This is a genomic window from Acidovorax sp. JHL-9 (assembly GCF_000426205.1).
In the GTDB taxonomy this organism is placed as follows: Bacteria; Pseudomonadota; Gammaproteobacteria; order Burkholderiales; family Burkholderiaceae_C; genus Acidovorax; species Acidovorax soli.
The window spans coordinates 93,968-112,738 of the sequence record NZ_AUEX01000008.1; the positions used below are offsets into that span (position 1 = coordinate 93,968).

21 protein-coding genes and 2 pseudogenes are annotated in these 18,771 nt (G+C 60.9%); 19 read left to right on the forward strand and 4 right to left on the reverse strand.

Annotation, left to right across the window (positions count from 1 at the left end):
• Positions 1–12: 12 nt before the first annotated feature.
• Positions 13–822: a TIGR02391 family protein gene (locus K225_RS0106810; RefSeq protein WP_026435718.1), complete on the forward strand. Its 810-nt coding sequence runs from the start codon at positions 13–15 to the stop codon at positions 820–822.
• A gap of 98 nt (positions 823–920) precedes the next feature.
• On the opposite strand, the pseudogene K225_RS0106815 reads toward K225_RS0106810, so the two are convergent.
• Positions 921–1,145: pseudogene (locus tag K225_RS0106815) on the reverse strand (DUF2326 domain-containing protein); the annotation flags it as partial.
• A gap of 45 nt (positions 1,146–1,190) precedes the next feature.
• On the opposite strand from K225_RS0106815, the pseudogene radC reads away from it, so the two are divergent.
• From radC to K225_RS0106865, 10 genes and pseudogenes are all read left to right on the forward strand, one after another.
• Positions 1,191–1,565 (forward strand): annotated as a pseudogene (radC, locus tag K225_RS20480) (DNA repair protein RadC); the annotation flags it as partial.
• Between the two features lie 281 nt (positions 1,566–1,846).
• On the forward strand, positions 1,847–2,197 hold the full coding sequence (locus tag K225_RS0106825) for a DUF2958 domain-containing protein (protein ID WP_026435720.1): 351 nt from the start codon (positions 1,847–1,849) through the stop codon (positions 2,195–2,197).
• 65 nt (positions 2,198–2,262) lie between these two features.
• Complete coding sequence (locus K225_RS0106830; protein WP_026435721.1) at positions 2,263–2,541, forward strand: hypothetical protein; 279 nt, start codon at positions 2,263–2,265, stop codon at positions 2,539–2,541.
• Positions 2,542–3,263: 722 nt separating this feature from the next.
• On the forward strand, positions 3,264–4,091 hold the full coding sequence (locus K225_RS0106835) for a DUF932 domain-containing protein (protein WP_026435722.1): 828 nt from the start codon (positions 3,264–3,266) through the stop codon (positions 4,089–4,091).
• 68 nt (positions 4,092–4,159) lie between these two features.
• Positions 4,160–6,229 carry a ParB/RepB/Spo0J family partition protein gene (locus K225_RS0106840; RefSeq protein ID WP_026435723.1) on the forward strand — a complete coding sequence of 690 codons (2,070 nt, stop codon included), beginning with the start codon at positions 4,160–4,162 and terminating at the stop codon, positions 6,227–6,229.
• Positions 6,230–6,288: 59 nt separating this feature from the next.
• On the forward strand, positions 6,289–6,465 hold the full coding sequence (locus K225_RS22435; RefSeq protein ID WP_167372727.1) for a hypothetical protein: 177 nt from the start codon (positions 6,289–6,291) through the stop codon (positions 6,463–6,465).
• 313 nt (positions 6,466–6,778) lie between these two features.
• Positions 6,779–7,771: a hypothetical protein gene (locus K225_RS0106850; RefSeq protein ID WP_026435724.1), complete on the forward strand. Its 993-nt coding sequence runs from the start codon at positions 6,779–6,781 to the stop codon at positions 7,769–7,771.
• Positions 7,759–8,862: a hypothetical protein gene (locus K225_RS0106855; RefSeq protein ID WP_026435725.1), complete on the forward strand. Its 1,104-nt coding sequence runs from the start codon at positions 7,759–7,761 to the stop codon at positions 8,860–8,862. The genes K225_RS0106850 and K225_RS0106855 overlap by 13 nt, the downstream gene beginning before the upstream one ends.
• Positions 8,862–9,536, forward strand: a complete 675-nt coding sequence (locus tag K225_RS0106860) for a hypothetical protein (RefSeq protein ID WP_034711958.1) — start codon at positions 8,862–8,864, stop codon at positions 9,534–9,536. Before K225_RS0106855 ends, K225_RS0106860 begins: the two co-directional genes overlap by 1 nt.
• Before the next feature lie 923 nt (positions 9,537–10,459).
• Entirely contained in the window at positions 10,460–10,774 is a 315-nt protein-coding gene (locus K225_RS0106865) for a DUF736 domain-containing protein (RefSeq protein ID WP_026435727.1), read from the forward strand.
• Positions 10,775–11,121: 347 nt separating this feature from the next.
• On the opposite strand, the gene K225_RS0106875 is transcribed toward K225_RS0106865, so the two are convergent.
• From K225_RS0106875 to K225_RS0106885, 3 genes are all read right to left on the reverse strand, one after another.
• A complete protein-coding gene (locus K225_RS0106875; RefSeq protein ID WP_026435728.1) occupies positions 11,122–11,958 on the reverse strand; it encodes a macro domain-containing protein in 837 nt (278 codons plus the stop codon).
• A gap of 38 nt (positions 11,959–11,996) precedes the next feature.
• A complete protein-coding gene (locus K225_RS0106880; protein ID WP_026435729.1) occupies positions 11,997–12,560 on the reverse strand; it encodes a hypothetical protein in 564 nt (187 codons plus the stop codon).
• Positions 12,561–12,951: 391 nt separating this feature from the next.
• Positions 12,952–13,245, reverse strand: a complete 294-nt coding sequence (locus tag K225_RS0106885) for a helix-turn-helix domain-containing protein (RefSeq protein WP_026435730.1) — start codon at positions 13,243–13,245, stop codon at positions 12,952–12,954.
• Between the two features lie 219 nt (positions 13,246–13,464).
• Here K225_RS0106885 and K225_RS0106890 point away from each other — a divergent pair, with 219 nt between their 5' ends.
• The 8 genes from K225_RS0106890 (at position 13,465) to K225_RS0106930 (ending at position 18,494) form a co-directional block, all read left to right on the forward strand.
• Positions 13,465–13,812 carry a DUF2958 domain-containing protein gene (locus K225_RS0106890; RefSeq protein WP_026435731.1) on the forward strand — a complete coding sequence of 116 codons (348 nt, stop codon included), beginning with the start codon at positions 13,465–13,467 and terminating at the stop codon, positions 13,810–13,812.
• Between the two features lie 339 nt (positions 13,813–14,151).
• A complete protein-coding gene (locus K225_RS0106895; RefSeq protein WP_026435732.1) occupies positions 14,152–14,934 on the forward strand; it encodes a DUF2285 domain-containing protein in 783 nt (260 codons plus the stop codon).
• An 83-nt stretch (positions 14,935–15,017) separates the two neighbouring features.
• Positions 15,018–15,299, forward strand: a complete 282-nt coding sequence (locus tag K225_RS0106900) for an AlpA family transcriptional regulator (RefSeq protein WP_026435733.1) — start codon at positions 15,018–15,020, stop codon at positions 15,297–15,299.
• 26 nt (positions 15,300–15,325) lie between these two features.
• Entirely contained in the window at positions 15,326–16,159 is an 834-nt protein-coding gene (locus K225_RS0106905; protein WP_034711961.1) for a replication initiator protein A, read from the forward strand.
• 289 nt (positions 16,160–16,448) lie between these two features.
• A complete protein-coding gene (gene parA, locus K225_RS0106915) occupies positions 16,449–17,087 on the forward strand; it encodes a ParA family partition ATPase (RefSeq protein ID WP_026435735.1) in 639 nt (212 codons plus the stop codon).
• Entirely contained in the window at positions 17,084–17,356 is a 273-nt protein-coding gene (locus K225_RS0106920) for a hypothetical protein (protein WP_026435736.1), read from the forward strand. The genes parA and K225_RS0106920 overlap by 4 nt, the downstream gene beginning before the upstream one ends.
• Positions 17,353–17,898, forward strand: coding sequence for a DUF2840 domain-containing protein (locus K225_RS0106925; protein ID WP_026435737.1), 546 nt, complete (start codon positions 17,353–17,355; stop codon positions 17,896–17,898). Before K225_RS0106920 ends, K225_RS0106925 begins: the two co-directional genes overlap by 4 nt.
• On the forward strand, positions 17,895–18,494 hold the full coding sequence (locus K225_RS0106930; RefSeq protein WP_026435738.1) for a S26 family signal peptidase: 600 nt from the start codon (positions 17,895–17,897) through the stop codon (positions 18,492–18,494). The genes K225_RS0106925 and K225_RS0106930 overlap by 4 nt, the downstream gene beginning before the upstream one ends.
• The last annotated feature ends 277 nt before the right edge of the window (positions 18,495–18,771 follow it).

Below are 18,771 nucleotides of genomic sequence, written 5' to 3' on the forward strand. Positions count from 1 at the left end.
AGGGAGACAGTATTGGCGACCCGAATTGACCCTTTCAGCTCACAGCACCTTGAAGCCGCGTGCCGCGTGCTCGCCGATACCGAGCGCGGCCTGAGCGGAACGCAGATCGATCGCCTACTGCAAGAAATCGAGGTTGCCGACACGTCGCCCGGCATGACCAAGTGGAAGCGGCTGTTCAATGCGCTGGCCGGCGCGCAGAACCACCACCAGCTCGGCAACCATCTCATCATGTTCATCAATCGCGCGATGAACCCGGTGAACTACGCCCGCGACCCTGCGACGTTTGCATGGCGGCGTGACGAACTGAATGTTGTCCTTGCCTTCTCCGGTTTCTATGTGCGCGAAGACGGCAAGGTCGGGCACGCCGACAAGGCCACGACGCTCGATGCCGCGCGCGCCCGCGCGGGACGACTCAAGGCCGCGCTGGAAAGTCGCGTCGTCCACGCGGAAGTGCTGAACTATTGCCGTGCCGAGCTGCTGGATGAAAACTATTTCCATGCGGTGTTCGAGGCAACGAAAGGCGTTGCGGAGCGGATTCGCCTGCTGTCGGGCCTGAACGGCGATGGCGCTGACTTGGTGAACAAGGCATTCGCGGGCCAGCAACCCATTCTCGTCTTGGGCCCACTCACCACCGAGTCCGAAAAGAGCGAGCAGAAAGGCTTTGCCAACCTGCTGATCGGCCTGTTCGGCGCCGTGCGCAATCCGCTGGCCCATGCACCCAAGACGCATTGGCCCATGTCCGAACAGGACGCGCTGGACATCCTGACGCTGGTATCGCTGATTCACCGCAAGCTGGATGGCAGCACGAAGGTATTGGTGTGATGGATCAGCCACGATCCCTTGGTCTTCTTATCCATTTTATTTCCATTGGAGGCCAGCGACGGGCCGCCACGCCTAGATTCCAATTGCTACCAATCTATTTATCCAAACCTTATGCCAAACAATCCACCGTTTTCGGTGGCATCGGTCAAACGTTTAGGCAGCACATAGTCGTTGAGGTCGAAGCCATCGATGGTTTCCTTGAAGGCATCGGCTTCATTCATCGTCACGATGTACTGAAAGCCAAGCTCCTGCGCGATCTCTGAGCCAAGACGCAATGCGCTCATGACCTAGCGCCCGTCAACGCCATCGAACAAATGGCTGTCATCCGGCTTTGACCCCTGACGCCTCCGGCCCTCTTGGGCCTGCGCGCGGCTTTTAGTTCGCCGACTGCGGTCAAGGAGTACCTGCGCGCCAAGCTGGCCGGCTTCGAGCACGAAGTGTTCGCGGTGCTGTTCCTCGATACGCAGGATCGCCTGATCGAATACGCCGAGATGTTCCGAGGCACCATCGACAGCGCATCGGTGAATCCGCGCGAGCTGGTCAAGGAGGCACTGCGGCTCAATGCGGCGGCGGTCATCGTTTCGCACAACCATCCGAGTGGCAATTCCGAGCCGAGCGGCGCCGACAAGGCGCTGACCCAGCGGCTCAAGGAGTCGCTGGTGCTGGTGGACGTCCGCACACTGGATCACATCATCGTGGCGGGCGGCAACATCACGTCCTTTGCCGAACGCGGCCTGATCTAACCGAGGGGACTTCGGCCCCCTTTTTTGCTTCGTCCAGCGATGCAACTCCGGCCCTCGAGGGCCTGCGCGTGCTGCGCACTTGCCGAAAGCCGGGGTGTGTGGAGTTGCGAGGGATGCGGTCTTGCTGTTCCCTTCATCGTGCCACGGCGTTCTCGCCGTCAAGGGCTGCGCGCCGATGGCGCTTGCGTCCTGGCGGCCGTCGTTGACCCCTGACTGCTTGCGCTGCGCCGTGCCCCGGAAGGGTCGGGCAATTCCGCCCGGCAACCTTTCAGGAGTTCACCATGAACATCGCACTCATCACTGCCGCGCAGCGCATCGTGCTGCTGGCCAACGGCCGCGAATCCTTGGACAACCCGGACTTCGATCCGGCGCCCGTGGTCAAGCTGTTCACGCCGGACGCCGGCGCGACCTGGCTGCTGACCGAGATTGGTCCCGATGACCATGACCACGCCTTTGGTCTTTGCGACCTGGGCCTGGGAATGCCGGAAATCGGCTGGGTTAGCCTGGGCGAGCTGGCGACGGTGCGCGGCAGGCTGGGCCTGCCGATCGAGCGCGACCTGTCGTTCCGCGCCGAGAAGCGGTTGAGCGCCTACGCGCGCGATGCGCGGCTGGCCGGGCGGATCGTTGTCTGATCTCGCCCTTGGAGCGCCGCCAGGCGCTCCTTGTGCTTTCTCAACTGTCGAAGGAGATCAATGCCATGAGCAGCCATCACGATTACATCATCGAAATCACGGCAGAGCACGATACGCTCAAGCCATTCGCGCCGGAGAACGGTCGGCCCTTGCGCTTCAAGATCGGCGACGCGGTGATCTACACCAACGAGTTTGGCGCACAGTTCCTGCACCGTGTCACCGGGTTCTACCGGCTAACCGGGCTTTCTGGCCTGTACGCGCGCGGTGCGCGCTACCTGCTGAACTCGTCATCGCCGTGGATGCCGGTTTCGGAATCCAGCCTGCGCCCTGGCGACTCGGCTTGATGCCTTCGCGCCCCTGACGGGGCGCTGCGCGCTTCGCTTGCCTCCAGGGGAAAGCCCTGCGGGCTATCCCCGCCGCGCGCAGCTTGGCGCCCCTCGATACCGCCGAACCGGCTGTGCCGGCTCTGCCACAAAGCCACTGCCGCAAAAAGCAGTAGAGCCAGTTTCCCGATGCCTGCGACATGGTGTCTGTCCTGGGCATCTTGCTCATCCAGCGTTGAAGTCCGGGCGTCCCCGGCCACCTGGGAGATGGTCGGTCGCGCTGTCGTGCTTCGCATCGAGCCCCCTGCGGGGTCTCGCCCCATTCGGGCTTCCATCGTTCCCTCGCTCCGCTCGGCTGACGTCTCCGGCCCGGCTTCCAGCTTCGGGCCTGCGCGCTTCGCTTGCCGTGCGGTCGGCACAGATTGGCGGCCGTTGCCTGTCCAGCCATCTTTCCTGACTCCATCACCTTGCTCGCGACTGTAGCCCGCGGCCGTGTGCCGTCAAGGCGCGCAGGACCGTGTCCTCGGCTGCGCCTGCGGGCCGCACCAACCCCGCGCTTGTCTCCTTGACGGCCCCCATCCATGGGCTCCCTTCCGTCGCGGGCGATGAACTCAGGAAAGACGGTGGCAACGAGGCCAGCCGGGTTCTTCGTGCCGACCGCACCAAACAGCCGGAAGGCTGGGCTTCGAATCTAGGAATCCGGTATGCGGTTTTCTTCAACAGCCAACTTTGTCAGGAGAAAGATCATGCTTGCAACCCGTTTCGCTTCCCATTCCCCCACGCTTCGCAGCGACTACCCGCTGTCGGATGACCAGATTCGCAGGGTGGCCCCGTCCATCTTCGCGGACGCCCCGCACCAAAGCCGCTCAGAGCGGTACAGCTACATCCCCACGGCGGCGGTGCTGACCGAGCTTCGCAAGGAAGGCTTCCAGCCCTTCATGGTGGCGCAGACCCGCGTGCGCGATGAAGGCAAGCGCGAGCACACGAAACACATGCTGCGCCTGCGCCATGCCAGCCAGATCAATGGCGCGGAAGCTAACGAAATCGTGCTGCTGAACTCGCATGACGGCACCAGCAGCTATCAGATGCTGGCCGGAATGTTCCGTTTCGTGTGCAGCAATGGGCTGGTGTGCGGTGACACCGTGGCCGATGTGCGCGCACCCCACAAAGGCAACGTGGCCGGGCACGTCATTGAGGGCGCTTACGAGGTGTTGAGCGGCTTCGAGCGGGTCAAGGAATCCCGCGACCTGATGCGCGGCATCACCTTGGACGATGGCGAATCCGAAGTGTTCGCCCGCGCCGCGCTGGCGTTGAAGTACGACGACCCGGACAAGCCCGCGCCCATCACGGAAAACCAAATCCTGATGCCGCGCCGCTTCGATGACCGCCGCCCGGACCTGTGGAGCGTGTTCAACCGCACGCAAGAGAACCTGACCAAAGGCGGATTGCATGGCCGCAGCGCCAATGGCCGCAGGCAGCAGACCCGCCCCGTGCAAGGCATTGATTCCGACGTTCGCTTGAACCGCGCCCTATGGCTGCTGGCCGATGGCATGCGCGCACTCAAAGCCTGATCCGTCCCCCGCCGGAGGGGCGGTTTCCCCTCCATTCCCTGTCTGTTTCACTTGATTGGAGATACACCATGAACGCCGTTAACCACACCGAAGCCCACGCCGTCACTGCCGCCAACGTGCTGCAAGCCGCAGACCCGAGCAAGAACATGATTCTGGTTCCGCTGTCGCGGCTGGTGCTGCGCCCCACGGGCCGCAACGTGCGCAAGACCCCGCGCATGTCCATCCCAGAACTGGCCGCGAGCATCCAGCGCGTGGGCCTGCTGCAAAACCTCATCGTGATTCCCGCCAATCAACATGTTGAAGGTGGCGAGCATTACGAGGTGGTGGCCGGTGGCCGCAGGCTGGCCGCGTTGAAGCTGCTGGCGAAGAAGCACCGCATCGCCAAGGATTGGGAAGTGCCTTGCCTGCTGGTGGCCGATGGCACGGCGCGCACCGCCAGCCTCACCGAGAACGTGCAGCGCGAAGCCATGCACCCGGCAGACCAGTTTGAAGCCTTTGCCGCGCTGGTGGCCGAAGGCCGACCGATTGAAGACATTGCAGCGGATTTCAGCGTTACGCCGCTGGTGGTACAGCGGCGCTTGAAGCTGGCGAATGTTTCGCCCCGGCTGATGGCCGACTATCGAGCCGATACCGTGACGCTCGATCAGTTGATGGCGCTTGCGATCACCGACGACCACGCCGCGCAGGAAGCCGCGTTCTACGATGCGCCAACGTGGCAGCGCAGCCCGCACAACCTGCGCGAACGCCTGACCGAACGGGAAATAGACGCCTACCGGCATCCGCTGGTGCGCTTCGTCGGGCTGGACACCTACGAACAGGCGGGCGGCGGTGTTCGCCGTGACCTGTTCGCAGAAGGTGACGCGGGCGTGTATTTGACCGATGCCGCATTGCTGGAACGGCTGGCGCAAGACAGGCTGGCGGGCATCGCCGCTGAGGTGAAGTCCGAAGGCTGGGCATGGGTGGATATTGCGCCCGCCGCCATCTATGCGGATTTGCAAGCCTTCCAGCGTGCCCCGAGGGAGCGACGCGAGCCGAGCAAGCGCGAAGCCCTGCGCATCGAGAAGCTGCAAGCCAAGATGCGGGAGGTGGCCGAAGCCCTCGATGCCGCGATGGAGGCCGACGACGAGGACAAGGCCGAAGCCTTGCAGGAGGAAGGCGAAGCCCTGGGCGAGCAATTGCAGGCGTTGGAAGATGGCTTGCAGGGCTACAGCACGAGCGTGAAGGCCGCAGCCGGGGCCATCGTCACCATCGACCGCAACGGGCAGATCGTGATTCATCGCGGGTTGATGCGTGAGGCCGAAGCGAAGGCGCTGCGCACGCTGGAACGGCTACGGCAGGGTTTCGGCAGCGAGGAAGCCGAGAACAACGACGAAGGCGACACGGCAGACGAAGCGAAAGCACCCGCCATGTCCGACCGGTTGGCGCAACGGTTGAGCGCCCACCGCACTGCCGCGCTGCAAATCGAAGTCGCCCGGCATCCGCAGGTGGCGCTGGCCGCGCTGGCGCATGGCATGGTGCAAACCGTCCTGCAGGAACGCCCCTACGGGCAAGACCAACCGCTGGGTGTGCGCCTGACCGTGCAGAACCGGCTGGAAGGCATGGCGCCGGACTGGCCGGAATCGTCCGCCGCCGTGGCGCTGCGCGAGATTCAGCAAGCATGGGGCGGCAAGCTGCCCAAGGACAGCGCCGAACTGTTCGCCGCGCTGCTGGTGATGGAGCAAGGCGAACTGGTGAAGCTGCTGGCCGTGTGCGCGGCGTCCACGGCGGACGTGGTGACGCACCGCGCCACACCACACCAGCCGGGCGCGGGACTGGCGCAGGCCGTGGGGCTGGACATGGCCGTATGGTGGCAGCCGACCGCCGAGGGGTATTTCCGGCATGTGCCGAAGGTCGTCATCCTGCAAGCCGTGGGCGAGTTCGCGCCGGAGCATGTCACCCGGCTAGCGAAACTCAAGAAGGTCGACATTGCCAGCGAAGCCGAGCGGCTGGCCGATGGCACGGGCTGGATGCCCGCCATCTTCAAGGCCGAAGGCACGCAGGAGGACGCGCCCGAGGAAGGCCCGCAGGATGCGGAGCAGCACGATGCGGAAGAAGCCGCCACCGTGGCGGATGAACCCGCAGAGGCATTGGCCGCGTGACCCTCGCCGCAGGAAGCGCCCCGGTTTCGGCCGGGGCGCTTCCTGCAAGGAGCCAGACCATGCCCACGACCAACACCAGCCGCCCGCGCATGGCGGCGGTCTATGCGCCCGGCACGGTGCGCGGCCACCGCCTGCCTTCGGGCTGGACGGCCCGCGCCGACCGCACGGACATGCACCCCATCACGGGCCGCTCTTGGCCGCGTGCCGTATGGTGGATCATCGAGACGAAGGAATAGCCGTCATCCCAGCACCGGCCCCAGCGTCTCGCCGTGGGGCCGATGAATACAAAAATCCGGGCGCGGCGGTAGCCGCGCCCGGTACAGAAGCCAAGCTGCCGGAACATCACGCGCCGCCGCCTGCGCCCAGAGGCAAGCGGCGGCGTTGAAGGCATTGCGGTGCGGCGCGATGCCTCGGGCACGTTCTACCCAAGAGAATGGGGCTTCGTAGCGCAATTGCACGTGTGGAATATGCTCTAATTTCCCTGCTTATTGGTGGCAGGGCGTAGCTGGTGCCCAGGCCTCCGTAGCAGCCAAACAAGAAGGAGGAGTTGTGGCGGAGACAATAAACATTGGTGAGATCGCACCGAGGCTTTCAAAGGATATTTTGAAGCATTTCTTGTGGGGAATTCATCCCAAGATGGATGACAACTTTGAGTGCTCCAATGAAAAGCACCTTGGCGAAGGTGGAAAGCCAAAGGCTACCCACCCCGGTGACGTTGTTTTCTTGTACCAAGATCCATATTTAGGCAAGACGGTTTATCTCCACACCGATTTAAAGAGCTATGCCGCTGATTCAATTAACTCTACTAGATTGCGCAGTGCCTTCAAATCACTGTGCATGACGATTGACTGTGCGCGAGGCTCAGATTCTTGGAGGTCAAAATACTCCGTTGACGAATCAGAGGCGTATGAGGTTCGTGGGCTGCTATTCGTTCACAATCATGACAATGGCTACGACAAGCCATTTTATGAGGCCATCGACAAGGTCGATCTGCAAGCACTTCCTGTGGCACCTGGAACTCAGCTGCATTACCTTGGGCCAAAAGACATTCAGCGCCTGTACAGCATAGCGAACGACGTTCTCCGCCTGAAAGGCGAAGGTGAACTGCCGCAAACATACACGTTCTACTACCCTGATTTGGTGATGTCACGCCGACAGGGGGATGTTTGGGCGCAGCCGGCGACTGTAGAGACGCTGACTTCACCATACATCATCATCAAGCACGCCGCAACGGATAGTCAGAGTGCGGGCTACATCATCTACTACAACGCACCTGCATCCAGCCCAGAAGAGTTTGAGTACTTTCTCGACAGCTTGTCGAGGTTCCAGATGCTGGAGTCCGGTGAGCGAATTTTGCTGCGCGTCACTGACCCAGACGCACCCAATGATCTCAAATCCATCTTCCTCACAGCCCAGAAGAAATATGTAAAGGCCTGGGGGTTTGATTCTGCACGCGAGGAAATTCTCGCGAAGATCCAGATTGAAAGGATTACAAGCGTTACCAGCACGTATAATCCGGGAGATATGGGATGGCGGGAATGAAGAAGCGGGCTCATGGCCCATCGCTTTACTACGCAAGTGATAAAAATGTCTTCGATGCATTGAATCAGCACAAGGTTGATACACCGACCGTCATCCGGCTGTTTCAACGCCGCAATATCGTGGTCAGCAAGAAGACATCGCGAGAAGACCTTGCGAAATACTTCTCAACGCTGACGCACGACTACTACGACCACAAGGAGATTGCGGCCAGACTCGGCGTCGTCGTGAGACGTGAGCGCACGACGTCAATGGATGTATCGGGGGTAAGTGATACCGACGAACTGCAAGGCGTCGTTGAGCAGTTGAAGAAAGAAATGGAGGCAAGCGGCGACACAGTGCAAGTGACGCGAGAAGGCGACAATCTCAGCATTCGAGTTCAATATTCCCAGATCGATTACAAACGCAGCGAGTTCTCGCAAGTTCAAGTTCGTGATGGAACCATTGAATTCGTCAAATCCCCGGCAGGGTATGTTGTGCGAAATACGCAGAACGACTACCTCAACGGAGTCCGGGAAACGCTATTAGCAAAGGTTGAGAAATCGACCTCGGAGCCATTGACCAAGGTTGTCGTTGCGTTGTTTGACATTCCGTGGGCAAAGCTTCGATCCAAGTTCTTTCACGAGCTGGCGAGTTCACTGCCTGGCTTTGTCCGGCGTGACGTGACTGACGTCTACGTATTCAAAGCGAAGCCTGAGCAGGACGGAGAAGAAGAGGATGCCGAGGGTTCTGAGACCCATGTGGAACGAGTTTTTCTTCGCGGCAACGGGGTCAGTCGATCGGAAATTCTGAATGGACTCCTTGATGAAGAAAATTACTACATCATCAAGATGGGGTGGACTGCAACCGAGACCATGGGAGCAGGCAATGTTTACGACATTGAGGCGGGCTTTTCTGATCTCAAGGATTGCACGGGATTTTCATTCATCTTGAGTGGCGTGTTCCCAGTCGAAGAGGGAAAAATCTCGACACGACGACGACAACCATACAAGCATGAAATTGATGCTTTTTCGCGGGTCATTGAGTCGAAGGCCCGAGACCTGGTTGCGGCGCTGAGAGTTGAATTTCAGGATACTGACACCGGGAGCGAGTGATGCAGATCAGGTATCGGTGGTTTCGTATTCAACTACCAGCCCGCGCTCGGGATTTGGCGGCGATTGTCGCCAACTGCCCTTTCGAGTCTGCAGCCGCTCACGGGTTTGCGCGAGCACCAAGTGGTGGTGCCTCTTACCGGTATCTTTGGCGATCACGAGTCGTCGTAACCAAGCTGGATGCCGAAGGGGCACCGACCTACGAGCAGATAGACAGCGTAAGCTTTACCGATTTTGCAGTTGTAGAACTGGGTGACCTGATCTTCCTGAGAATTGAGAATGCTGGAAGAAACATTCGCGATCTCCTCAATGCGCTCGAAACCTTGGCCGGCATGGGCTTTACTGCGAAACCGGTGACGTTCGACAAGGAGCGCCCCTCTTCCGTTTTCAATTCCGTCGATTCTTCTAAGCTCATAGGTTTGAAGGTCGTTGGTGCGGTTCTCGCTGACAATCTCGTCGCTCGAATGGAGTTCGTGTCGAACGAGGGGATGGTGGTTGAGAGCATGGAGGTTCTCGCGGGCTTAAAGTACAAGGTCGAGCTTGCAGTGTTTGAACTCGTCTTGAGTGGACTGCGAGGGCAAATTGCATTTGCCGCGAACGGCACCGTCAAGATCAGTGGTCAGATCGCTCCCAAGTTGATAAGCCTCGTAGAGAAAGATCTCCCGCTATTCATTTGATCCAAGCTATTGCTGGTACGGAGTGACTGCCTCAATTGCAATGCGACGACCGGCTTGATGATGGCATAGGACGCATAACGGGTGATCTTTGTCGTCGCTCGATGTGCGAATTTTTTGTTGGGTGCTCAGGACGCTTGAGCGTGCTGGCGCGATGCGCCGCCGGGCTTTGCGGGCTGCGCCCCGTGCCGTCTTTGCCATCACGACCATTCGGCTTCAATCCCTCACGCCTTCGCGCCTGCGGCGCTGCGCGCTTCGCTTGCCTCCAGGGGATCGGCGCCAGGCCCATCCCCGCCGCGCGATGCTTGGCGCCCCTGCAAATCCGCCGAACCGGCTTCCGCCGGATCGGCCTGGCCAGCGCCCCGCCGCGATGGGTTGGATGCGGCGCATACGCCGGGGCTTGCTGAGGCAGGTTGTGCGAATGCGTGCCGTCCTCGACGCTGGCGGTTCTCGCCCGTTACGTCACGAAGGACAGTTCACGGACACAACGCCCGGCCTAGCTATGGGACTTCCACGCCACGCCTCAAGACCGACACCGCAAGGTGCGGCAGGGGCTTTCTGGTCAGTCGTTGGAGCGTTGACCTGGCCCGCGTCAGGGAACGAGTCGGTGAAGCCTTCGTGCGGGGATGCCGAGTCGGCCATAACTCCTTTCGGAGCGGATCGGCCCAAGGCGTCCTTGTCTCGTTGTGAATCCTGGCGGTGGCGCGGCTGCGCCTCGGGCTTCATGGCTGCAACCGTTCATCGAAAACAATTTCCCCTGCTTTGTCACTGCGTTCAGCGCATTCCTCGCGGGACAAATTCTTTTCGCCTCCCGGCTCTCCACTGCGTTTCGACCGCAAGCGGTGCAGCCAGCCCGTCCCCCGCCGGCCGGATCACAACAAGGACGCGATGGGCGCGAACCTTGTTCAACCGAAAGGAAATTCATCATGGCAACCATCGGCACCTTCACCGCAGACAAAGACGGTTTCACCGGCTCGCTTCGCACCCTGACGCTCAACGTCAAGGCCAAGCTGGTTTCCAACGACAAGGGCGGCAACGAGAACGCCCCGGACTTCCGCATCCAGGCATCCGGCTACGACGTGGGCGCGGCGTGGAAGAAGACCAGCGAGGCCGGCCGAGCCTACGTGTCCTGCACCCTCGATGACCCTTCGTTTCCGGCGACGGTCTATGCCCGCCTGATTGAGGAAGAAGACGGCACGCACACCCTGATCTGGTCGCGCAGCAAGCCACAGGCGGCCTGAAGTCCGCGCAGCGCCCCGCCCATTGCGGCGGGGCGCTGTGCTGCTGATGCAGCGCTGCGCAATACCAATCGTTTGTCGACCGCTTGTTTTGGGCCCAAGCATTGCCTAGTAGCTGGAGAACAGCTTGGGTCTGTAAAGGCACATGCAGGACGTGTCGGTGCAACGCACCGCCGGGCTTTCGGACTGCGTCCCGTGCCGGCCTTTGCCGTCACGGCCATTCGGCTTCAATCCCTCTCGTCTTCGCGCTTGCGGCGCTGCGCGCTCCGCTTGCCTCCACAGGAGATCGGCCCAAGGCCCATCTCCGCCGCGCTGTGCGTGGCGCCCATGTATGGCCGCCACGGCAAAAATCACACACCATTTCTCACCGATTTAATGTCGAGAAGATTGATCTGGCCAATCTTGTCCTTGTGAATGATGATGGTTAGCTTCGCAGGATACTTGAATCGCATTTCGCTGATTCTGAACGTCCACAACATTATCTTCAAAAGATCCTCATCGGCGATATTCTTATGCCCTTTGATGCGAGTAATTCCTGAGCCAAAAATCGTAGTGGAGACACTCTTTTGGGCATATAAATTATTTACCCTGTCCCAGAAATTAATCAGGAATTCAAGATACTCTGGCATCGTCAGAAGAGCTTTGTTGTTCTCGTCGAACTTGGAGAACACCGTCAGTAGATAATCTTTGTAGAGACAAATTGTCCCGATTTGATATTTTTGCCTCTTTCCTTGTTTTCGGTCATTTTCAATTTCCAAAACCTCGCTGCCATCGAAAGCATAGTTCTCGATATAAAGATCTAGCTCAGAGGTAGAAATATCGAGGTGCTTTTTTATCAGGATGCCATTAAGAGATTTTTCACTGATGATCTTGTTGTCCACCTGTGTGTCGAAATACTCATTGAAGGCGATTGCTTTCAATCCTGATTGCTGAAAAATGTCACCCACCTTGATCGTAACATCACTGCCTTCAACGTTTATGTCGATGCTGTTTAGATTGTTCGACCAGATCCATATCACCAAATAGGTGAGCGCCAGTAGAATCAAGAAAGCCCAGCCGGCTCGCAATTTCCATTCGACAGGAATATCAACGAATAGAACGACTGCCGATACCGTGCCGCTGGCAGCGGAGGTGATCTCAAGGAATTTCTTTACAATTCGCTTGTCAACGAAGCTAACTTTTGCCATAGGTTGGTCAAACTATTTTCTCTGCTATATCGGTTGAATTACGGGTTGTATCGATAAATTCCGGACTCTTTCTTGCTGCCAACCATGAAGTCGCTATCCTGCAGAGATTTTTTTATGAGCTCTTTATTCATCGGAACGTGAAGAGTAGGCACCTTTCCCATCGAATCCCTAAAGACGGGCAGCTTCTCCCAAAGATTCTTCACCTCTTTCTTCAGAAATCCATTGGCCAGAAGGCTTTCTTTTGTGTCATATCCGGGGTAGATCACAATGACCGGGAGTCCCTGGTCATTAATTGCATAGTCAATTTCTTCTCGGAGCGCACAAGAATTTGCAGTGATCGAACTCAGAAAAAGGACGATATTCTTTGAGCTCCGAATGCGCTCTCTGAGTCGCGGCTTCAATGTCAAATCCCAATTGCTACCGTCGCGGACGCTGTAAGTCTTTTCATGCGAGTCAACAAAAGGGAACGCCGCGTCAGCACCTTTCCACATCCGCAGGGTGTTGTAGTAGCAAAAATCTTTTGTTGCGTTAGCACCCAACGGACTGGGATCAAACGGCTCATTTACGTAAAAGGCGGTGTAGTTTCCATTTCGATATGCCATGATTTTTCTCAATCTCCGTTAGTACACAGGTGAGCGGTGCTTAGGGCATGCTTACTGCCTGACAAACAACTGCATCGTGCCGCCTTTGTCCCGGCCCCTAGAATTTGTATCACTTTACATTAAATGTAAGAATTTCCAGGAGTGGCGAACGCTTGCCTCGGGAGTGTCGGTGCAATGCGCCGCCGGGCTTTCGGTCTGCGCCCCGTGCCGCCTCTATGTCTTCACGGCCATGCGGCGTCAATCCCTTCCGCCTTCGCGCCTGCGGCACTGCGCGCTTCGCTTGCCTCTTGGGGATCGGCGCAAGGCCCATCCCCGCCGCACATGGCTTGGCACCCCTGCAAGAGTGCCGAACCGGCTTGCGCCGGATCGGCCAAGCCAGCGCCCAGGTGCGCTACGATTCGTTGATAGCCTTCAACACCGCCTCCAACTCCTGCCGCACCTGCGCCAGAAGCCGGTCGGCTTGCTGCGGGTTCTTGCCCGCATAGGCCAGCGCCAGCAGCGTGACGGGATGCACCTGCATGACCTCGCACAGCTCGGCCAGCTTGTTCAGGGTCGGGCTTTTGAGGTCCCGCTCCAGCGAACTCATGTACGTGCGGCTGGATACGTCGGAAAATGCTTCCTGGCTCAGTCCACGCGCCTTGCGGACTGTTTTCAATGCTGTTGCTAATGAGTGCTTTGCCTCCACCTCAGGTTTCTCCCCAAAACCTAAGATGAAATTCGATTGCATCCTATAGGACTACAATCTATAGGGCTCTTTTTGTGCTTTTGCGGAAATCAGTAAATCCGCATCTGTGTCTTCCGGCAGAACCGCAGAATCACATTTGTGTCTTTCCTGACTTCCACCGATGCGGTTTTGCGCCTTCACATTTTGGCGGATTCGTGCACCGACGAAAGGATGGCCACCATGAACACACTCATCACCGAGGACGAGCGCGTGCAACTGCTGACCAACGGCCAAGACCGCGCTGAAGGTCAGTACGTTGACCCGTTGCCCGTGGTGCGGCTTTTCACGCCGGATGCTCATGCGACCTGGCTGCTGGCTTCGCTCAATCCGGCGGATCGGGACACCGCCCATGGCTTGGTCGACTTGGGGCTGGGCATGCCCGAGCTGGGTCATATCAAGCTATCCGACCTGGCCTCCATCGTCGGCCCGAACAAGCTGCCGGTCATGCGGGATCGGTATTTCCAGGCGGTACGGCCACTGTCGGAGTATCTGCGGCTGGCCCAGGAAAACGGTTCCATCGTCGATTGAACCGTTCGCGCTCCAGCGCAGCCGGGCGCATTGAGACTATTTCAGTCTTATTCAAGACCTGGCTGGTCTGAATCTGAACTCTTGCATCCAACCTGTGCATCCGTGGCTAAAGCAGTCATGATCTTTCATGCGGGCTGGAGCATGGTGTTATGTACTGCGCGGTTCTATGTGGCCGTGCGGTCGTCGCATTCGGACGAATTTCGCAATACCCCCGGAGCCAATCGATCTTGAATATCAATGGTTAACTTACCCCGATTTTGATGATGTTTTGATGCTGATGCGATAGCTCCGCATGTTTGGCCGTGGCGACGTTCCTGATCTTCGACAGGAGCCTGCGCTATGGCCGTGCATCACACCGAACCCTGGTATCCGACAGCCGCGTATCTCTACATACTGCACCTCGATGGTCCTGCGCTGGCCTGGGAGTACCTGCGCCGCAATCCCGATTACCGGCTCGACTGGTTGCGCCGTCGTCGCGGATCCGATACGGCGCCTCGTTGGGGCTTGCGCCTGCTGGAAGACCCAGAACTGGATTCGCGTGACGCGCATCCAGCCTGGTTCCCCGACCACGATGGCGTGCTCCAGCTCTGTCCTGACGCTGATCCGCCAATGGACGCCATCGTCTTCGCGTTCTGGAGTCTGCCCGGCAGAAAATGCCTGATCCATGACGGCAAGCGACTGATGCTGGTGCTGCGCTGGCCCGGCTACAGCCTGCGGCTGGCTATCGCGCCTGGCCTAGCCGATGGCATGGCCTTCGCCTATGCCATCCGCGCCTGCGCGCAATTGCAAGGTCTGGCCGCCATGCTGCAACAGCTCTCGACCGCCGCTGATGTCGCGCCTGCTGCCATGGCATCGGCTCGGCCGTCTCTGCCTGTCTTGCAGGAACTGCACACCTTGCAGGCGCTCGATGCGGCCCTGGCGGGCGCCTCTTTGCGCGGGATCGCCGAAGGGTTGTACGGAGTCGATGCGGCGGCCGACTGGTACAGCGACGGCGGCCTGCGCTCCAAGGTGCGCCGCCTGGTGCAGCGCGGCGATGCGTTGATGCGCGGCGGCTACCGCCGCCTAGCACAACTGCCGCCGCTTGAGAAGGGTCGTTCTGCATCCAGCGCAGATCGACCCTGAGCAGAACAGCCGCGTTTTCTGAGACTGCCTCCATCCGGTTGCGTTGTGTCGCCGGAGCCTTTTAACCGATGGAGGTTTTCACCATGCGTCCTGCTCCCTTGCGACCTGCTGCCACACCCTCGACGGCTGCTGCGCAACCCCAACGCTATTTGACCAACGACGAAGCCGCCGACTACCTGCGCTTGTCGCCGCGCACGCTGGAGAAACAGCGCGTGATCGGAGGCGGTCCGAAGTTCCGCAAGTTCGGCCGACGCGTCATGTACGCCGTAGCCGACCTCGATGCCTGGGCCGCGGAGCGCAGCTTCGAGAGCACGTCCGATCCCGAGTACGCCGAGCAGCACTCGGCGGACAGCCGTGCGCGCTGATCGCTGGCGCGCGGGTGGCCATAGCCATGTCCAAGCCTTCGCAGGAGCGCGAACAGCTCGATCTGTTCCGCGCCTTGCCGGGCGACATGGCGCCGCGCGACAGCCAGGACCTGATGGCCTTTCCGTTCTTCTCGCTGGCGAAGTCGCGGCGTGTTGCGCCTATCGACTTCCGCGCCAGCGGCATCACGATCCGCGTGGAAGGGACGGCCGAGCACGGCATTGCCACGATCTGGGATGCCGACATCCTGATCTGGGCCGCCAGCCAGATCGTCGAAGCGCGCGATGCGGGCTTGCGCCCGTCGCGGCTGATGCAGGCCACGCCCTACGAGATCCTGCGCTTCGTCGGGCGCGGTACGTCGCTGCGCGACTACCAGCGCCTCAAAGCGGCCTTGGATCGCTTGCAGTCCACCACGGTGGCAACCTCCATCCGGGAGACGACCGGGCGGCGATTGCATCGGTTTTCGTGGATCAACGAGTGGAAGGAACTGGCCGATGCCGGCGGCACGCCGCTGGGCATCGAGCTGATCCTGCCGGACTGGTTCTATGCGGGCGTGCTGGATGCGGCCCTGGTGCTGACCATCGACCCGGCGTATTTCCGGCTGACGGGTGGGATCGAGCGCTGGCTGTACCGGCTGGTGCGCAAGCATGGGGGACATCAGCCCGGCGGCTGGCAGTTCGATTTCCGGCACCTGCACCGCAAATCGGGCAGCACGGCCAAGCCCTACGACTTCGCCTACGACCTGCGCGCTCTGGTGGCGCGGCAATCGTTGCCCGGCTATGTCCTTGGCATCGAACGGATGCCGGACACCGGAGCCGAGCTGCTGACCTTCCGGCCCGTGCCGTACACGGCACGGGGATAACAGGTGCGCGGCCTGTGGACGGGCTCGTGCTATCAGGCGTGCCAGGTATCGTGCTATCGGGCGTGGGACTATCGTGCTATCAGGCGTGCCAATCGGCTGCAAAGCCAATGCTGGCGCGGGTTTCGGCCTCCCTTAACTTACCTAACTTAAATTCTCTAACTTTTAGTAGAAGCGCGCCGTTTCGGTGGACAACCGCCGAAAGGCAGAAAGCGCAGCAAGCCAGAAGCCCAAACCAACCCCGTTCTGCAAGGCAAGTACAGGCCAGCATTCCAGCTTGGAGGGCCGCGCCATGATCGTCGCCTTGCTCAACCAGAAAGGCGGCGTGGGCAAGACCACGCTCGCCACGCACATCGCCAGCGAGCTGGCGATACGAGGGCAATCCGTCATCCTGCTGGATGCCGATCCGCAAGGCTCCGCGCTGGACTGGGCGCAGCGCAGAAGCCAGCAAGGTCTTCCAAGGCTGTTCAGCGCCGTGGGCCTGGCACGCGAAACCCTGCATCAGGAAGCGTCAGAATTCGCCAGACGGGCCGATCACGTCGTCATTGATGGGCCACCCAGGATCGCCGCCCTGGCGCGCTCCGCGCTGCTGGCGGCTGAGCGGGTGCTGATCCCGGTGCAGCCCAGCCCTTACGACCTGTGGGCATCAGCGGAAATGGTGGCGCTGATCCGTGAGGCGCAGGTGTTCCGGCCTGCGCTGCGCGCGGCCTTCGTCATCAACCGGCGCGTCAGCACCACGGTGATCGGGCGCGAAGCCCGCGGCGCGCTCGCCGAGCAGCCACTTCCTGCGCTGCGCTCGGAAGTGCACCAGCGCATCGTCTTCGCAGACAGCGTGGCCGCCGGCCGGGTCGCACGCGAGACGGCGCCGGACAGCGCCGCCGCACGCGAAATCACGGCACTGGTCGATGAGCTGTTGCGGTGGCCGACATGACAGCGAAGCCAGCACCCAGCGGTAAACGCTCTGGCAAGCGCGTCGGCATCGGCGCGCGCCCGCCTGCGAATCCGCACGCCGAGGCGTGGATTCGCCAAGGTGATGCCGATGCGCTCCAGAAAGGCGACCTCTACACCGCCCGCCTGACCCTCGACATCACGCCCGCCATGCGCTCGCGCATCAAGGTGTCGGCCTTCACGCAAGGCGTGACGGTGGCCGACCTCTTGCGCGCACTGTTGGAGCGGGAATTCCCGGAGAACACGCCATGAACGCATCTACTTTTCCTGCTGCTACCGCAGCCACGGCGGCACCGTCGCCACCACTTGCTGCGCTCACGGGCCGGCCAGCCTCAACGCCGCTGACGCGCGTTTCGCTGGCCTTCCTTGAGCACCGTTTCAAGCTCTATCTGCGCTTTGGTGAGCCGGCGCGCACGCTGCGGCTTGACCGCTGGCGCAGCGTAGCCATCTTCCTGCCGAACGCCATGTTCTGCCGCATCCGCTGGCAGTCCAACGATTACGGCACGATCCGCTGGCAGCTCATGGTGATGCAGGCTTGCACGCCATTGGATGCGGCGCAGCGCATCCCCGGCGTGCAGCCGGGTGCGCGCCTGCTGCTGCACGCCGAGGGCGAGAACGCCGTGCGCGCCGTGCTGGAACGCATCGACGCCATCGAGGCGCTGGGCATCGCGCCTGCCGCCGCATCGCCCGCGTACTGGCGCACGCTGGGCAACCGGCTCGCGGCGCGCTTGCCACTGCCCGGCTACAGCGCCGAGCGGCACGCCGCCTGGCTGGCCGGGAGGGCGCTGCCATGACGACTCATTCCACCGCCGTACATTCAGCAGAAGCCGCGCCGCATCCTCGCTCGCGCCTGCGCGTTCGCATCGTGCTGGCTGCGCTGTCCGCCTGTGGCCTCGCCGCGCTGGCCTGGGCGTCCTTCCTGTCGCCACTGCCGCGCCTGATCTACAACCCGTCCGACAGCGTGGCGGTCGGCTGGTATCGCGTCGATCCATCCAGCAACCGGACCGACTCGCTGCCACGTCCGTTGTCCGTGGGCAGCATCGTGCTGGTTCCGCTCCCGGCCGAGGCCGCCACTCTGGCTGCGCAGCGTGGCTACCTGCCGACGCGGGTTCCGCTGCTCAAGCGCGTGGGTGCGGTCGCATCGCAGGAGGTGTGCATCACTGGCGGTAGCGTCCGCATCGACGGCGTGCCTTCGGCCACCGTGCTGCGAGTCGACCGTCTGGGCCGCTCGCTGCCATCCTGGCCGCAGTGTCGGCGGCTTCGCCCTGGCGAACTGTTCCTTCTCAGCACGACCAATCCGGCGTCGTTCGACAGCCGGTATTTCGGGCCGGTCAGCGCATCTGCCGTGATCGGCGTGGCGCATCCGGTCTGGCTGGAGTCACATCCATGATGACCGCCGATTCGCTGCACGTTGCCGTGCATCTTGTCGTGCCATCAGGCGTGTCTTTCCAGTGGCTGCTGCCGTGTCGCCGCGCGTGCGGTGCAAATGCGTTCGCATTGCACTTCGCGCTGCATCCGGCGCAGCCGTCCACCGTGCAGGCGTCTTGCCTTGAACGCGCCCGGGCTGCGGCCCTGACCGCGTTCACCGGCGGGCTGGCTGCAAGCAGCGCAGCGCCACTGGGCCGCCGCTGCCGGGAGCGAAAGCGGGAGGCAAAGGCGGAAGGCAA

Excerpts from the sequence above, each read along its gene's own strand:
- K225_RS0106825 (WP_026435720.1), top strand. The coding sequence starts at position 1,847 with ATGAACATCGCACTCATCACTGCCGCGCAGCGCATCGTGCTGCTGGCC.
- K225_RS0106830 (WP_026435721.1), top strand. The coding sequence starts at position 2,263 with ATGAGCAGCCATCACGATTACATCATCGAAATCACGGCAGAGCACGAT.
- K225_RS0106840 (WP_026435723.1), top strand. The coding sequence starts at position 4,160 with ATGAACGCCGTTAACCACACCGAAGCCCACGCCGTCACTGCCGCCAAC.
- K225_RS22435 (WP_167372727.1), top strand. The coding sequence starts at position 6,289 with ATGCCCACGACCAACACCAGCCGCCCGCGCATGGCGGCGGTCTATGCG.
- K225_RS0106855 (WP_026435725.1), top strand. The coding sequence starts at position 7,759 with ATGGCGGGAATGAAGAAGCGGGCTCATGGCCCATCGCTTTACTACGCA.
- K225_RS0106860 (WP_034711958.1), top strand. The coding sequence starts at position 8,862 with ATGCAGATCAGGTATCGGTGGTTTCGTATTCAACTACCAGCCCGCGCT.
- K225_RS0106865 (WP_026435727.1), top strand. The coding sequence starts at position 10,460 with ATGGCAACCATCGGCACCTTCACCGCAGACAAAGACGGTTTCACCGGC.
- K225_RS0106875 (WP_026435728.1), bottom strand. The coding sequence starts at position 11,958 with ATGGCAAAAGTTAGCTTCGTTGACAAGCGAATTGTAAAGAAATTCCTT.
- K225_RS0106880 (WP_026435729.1), bottom strand. The coding sequence starts at position 12,560 with ATGGCATATCGAAATGGAAACTACACCGCCTTTTACGTAAATGAGCCG.
- K225_RS0106890 (WP_026435731.1), top strand. The coding sequence starts at position 13,465 with ATGAACACACTCATCACCGAGGACGAGCGCGTGCAACTGCTGACCAAC.
- K225_RS0106895 (WP_026435732.1), top strand. The coding sequence starts at position 14,152 with ATGGCCGTGCATCACACCGAACCCTGGTATCCGACAGCCGCGTATCTC.
- K225_RS0106900 (WP_026435733.1), top strand. The coding sequence starts at position 15,018 with ATGCGTCCTGCTCCCTTGCGACCTGCTGCCACACCCTCGACGGCTGCT.
- K225_RS0106905 (WP_034711961.1), top strand. The coding sequence starts at position 15,326 with ATGTCCAAGCCTTCGCAGGAGCGCGAACAGCTCGATCTGTTCCGCGCC.
- parA (WP_026435735.1), top strand. The coding sequence starts at position 16,449 with ATGATCGTCGCCTTGCTCAACCAGAAAGGCGGCGTGGGCAAGACCACG.
- K225_RS0106920 (WP_026435736.1), top strand. The coding sequence starts at position 17,084 with ATGACAGCGAAGCCAGCACCCAGCGGTAAACGCTCTGGCAAGCGCGTC.
- K225_RS0106925 (WP_026435737.1), top strand. The coding sequence starts at position 17,353 with ATGAACGCATCTACTTTTCCTGCTGCTACCGCAGCCACGGCGGCACCG.
- K225_RS0106930 (WP_026435738.1), top strand. The coding sequence starts at position 17,895 with ATGACGACTCATTCCACCGCCGTACATTCAGCAGAAGCCGCGCCGCAT.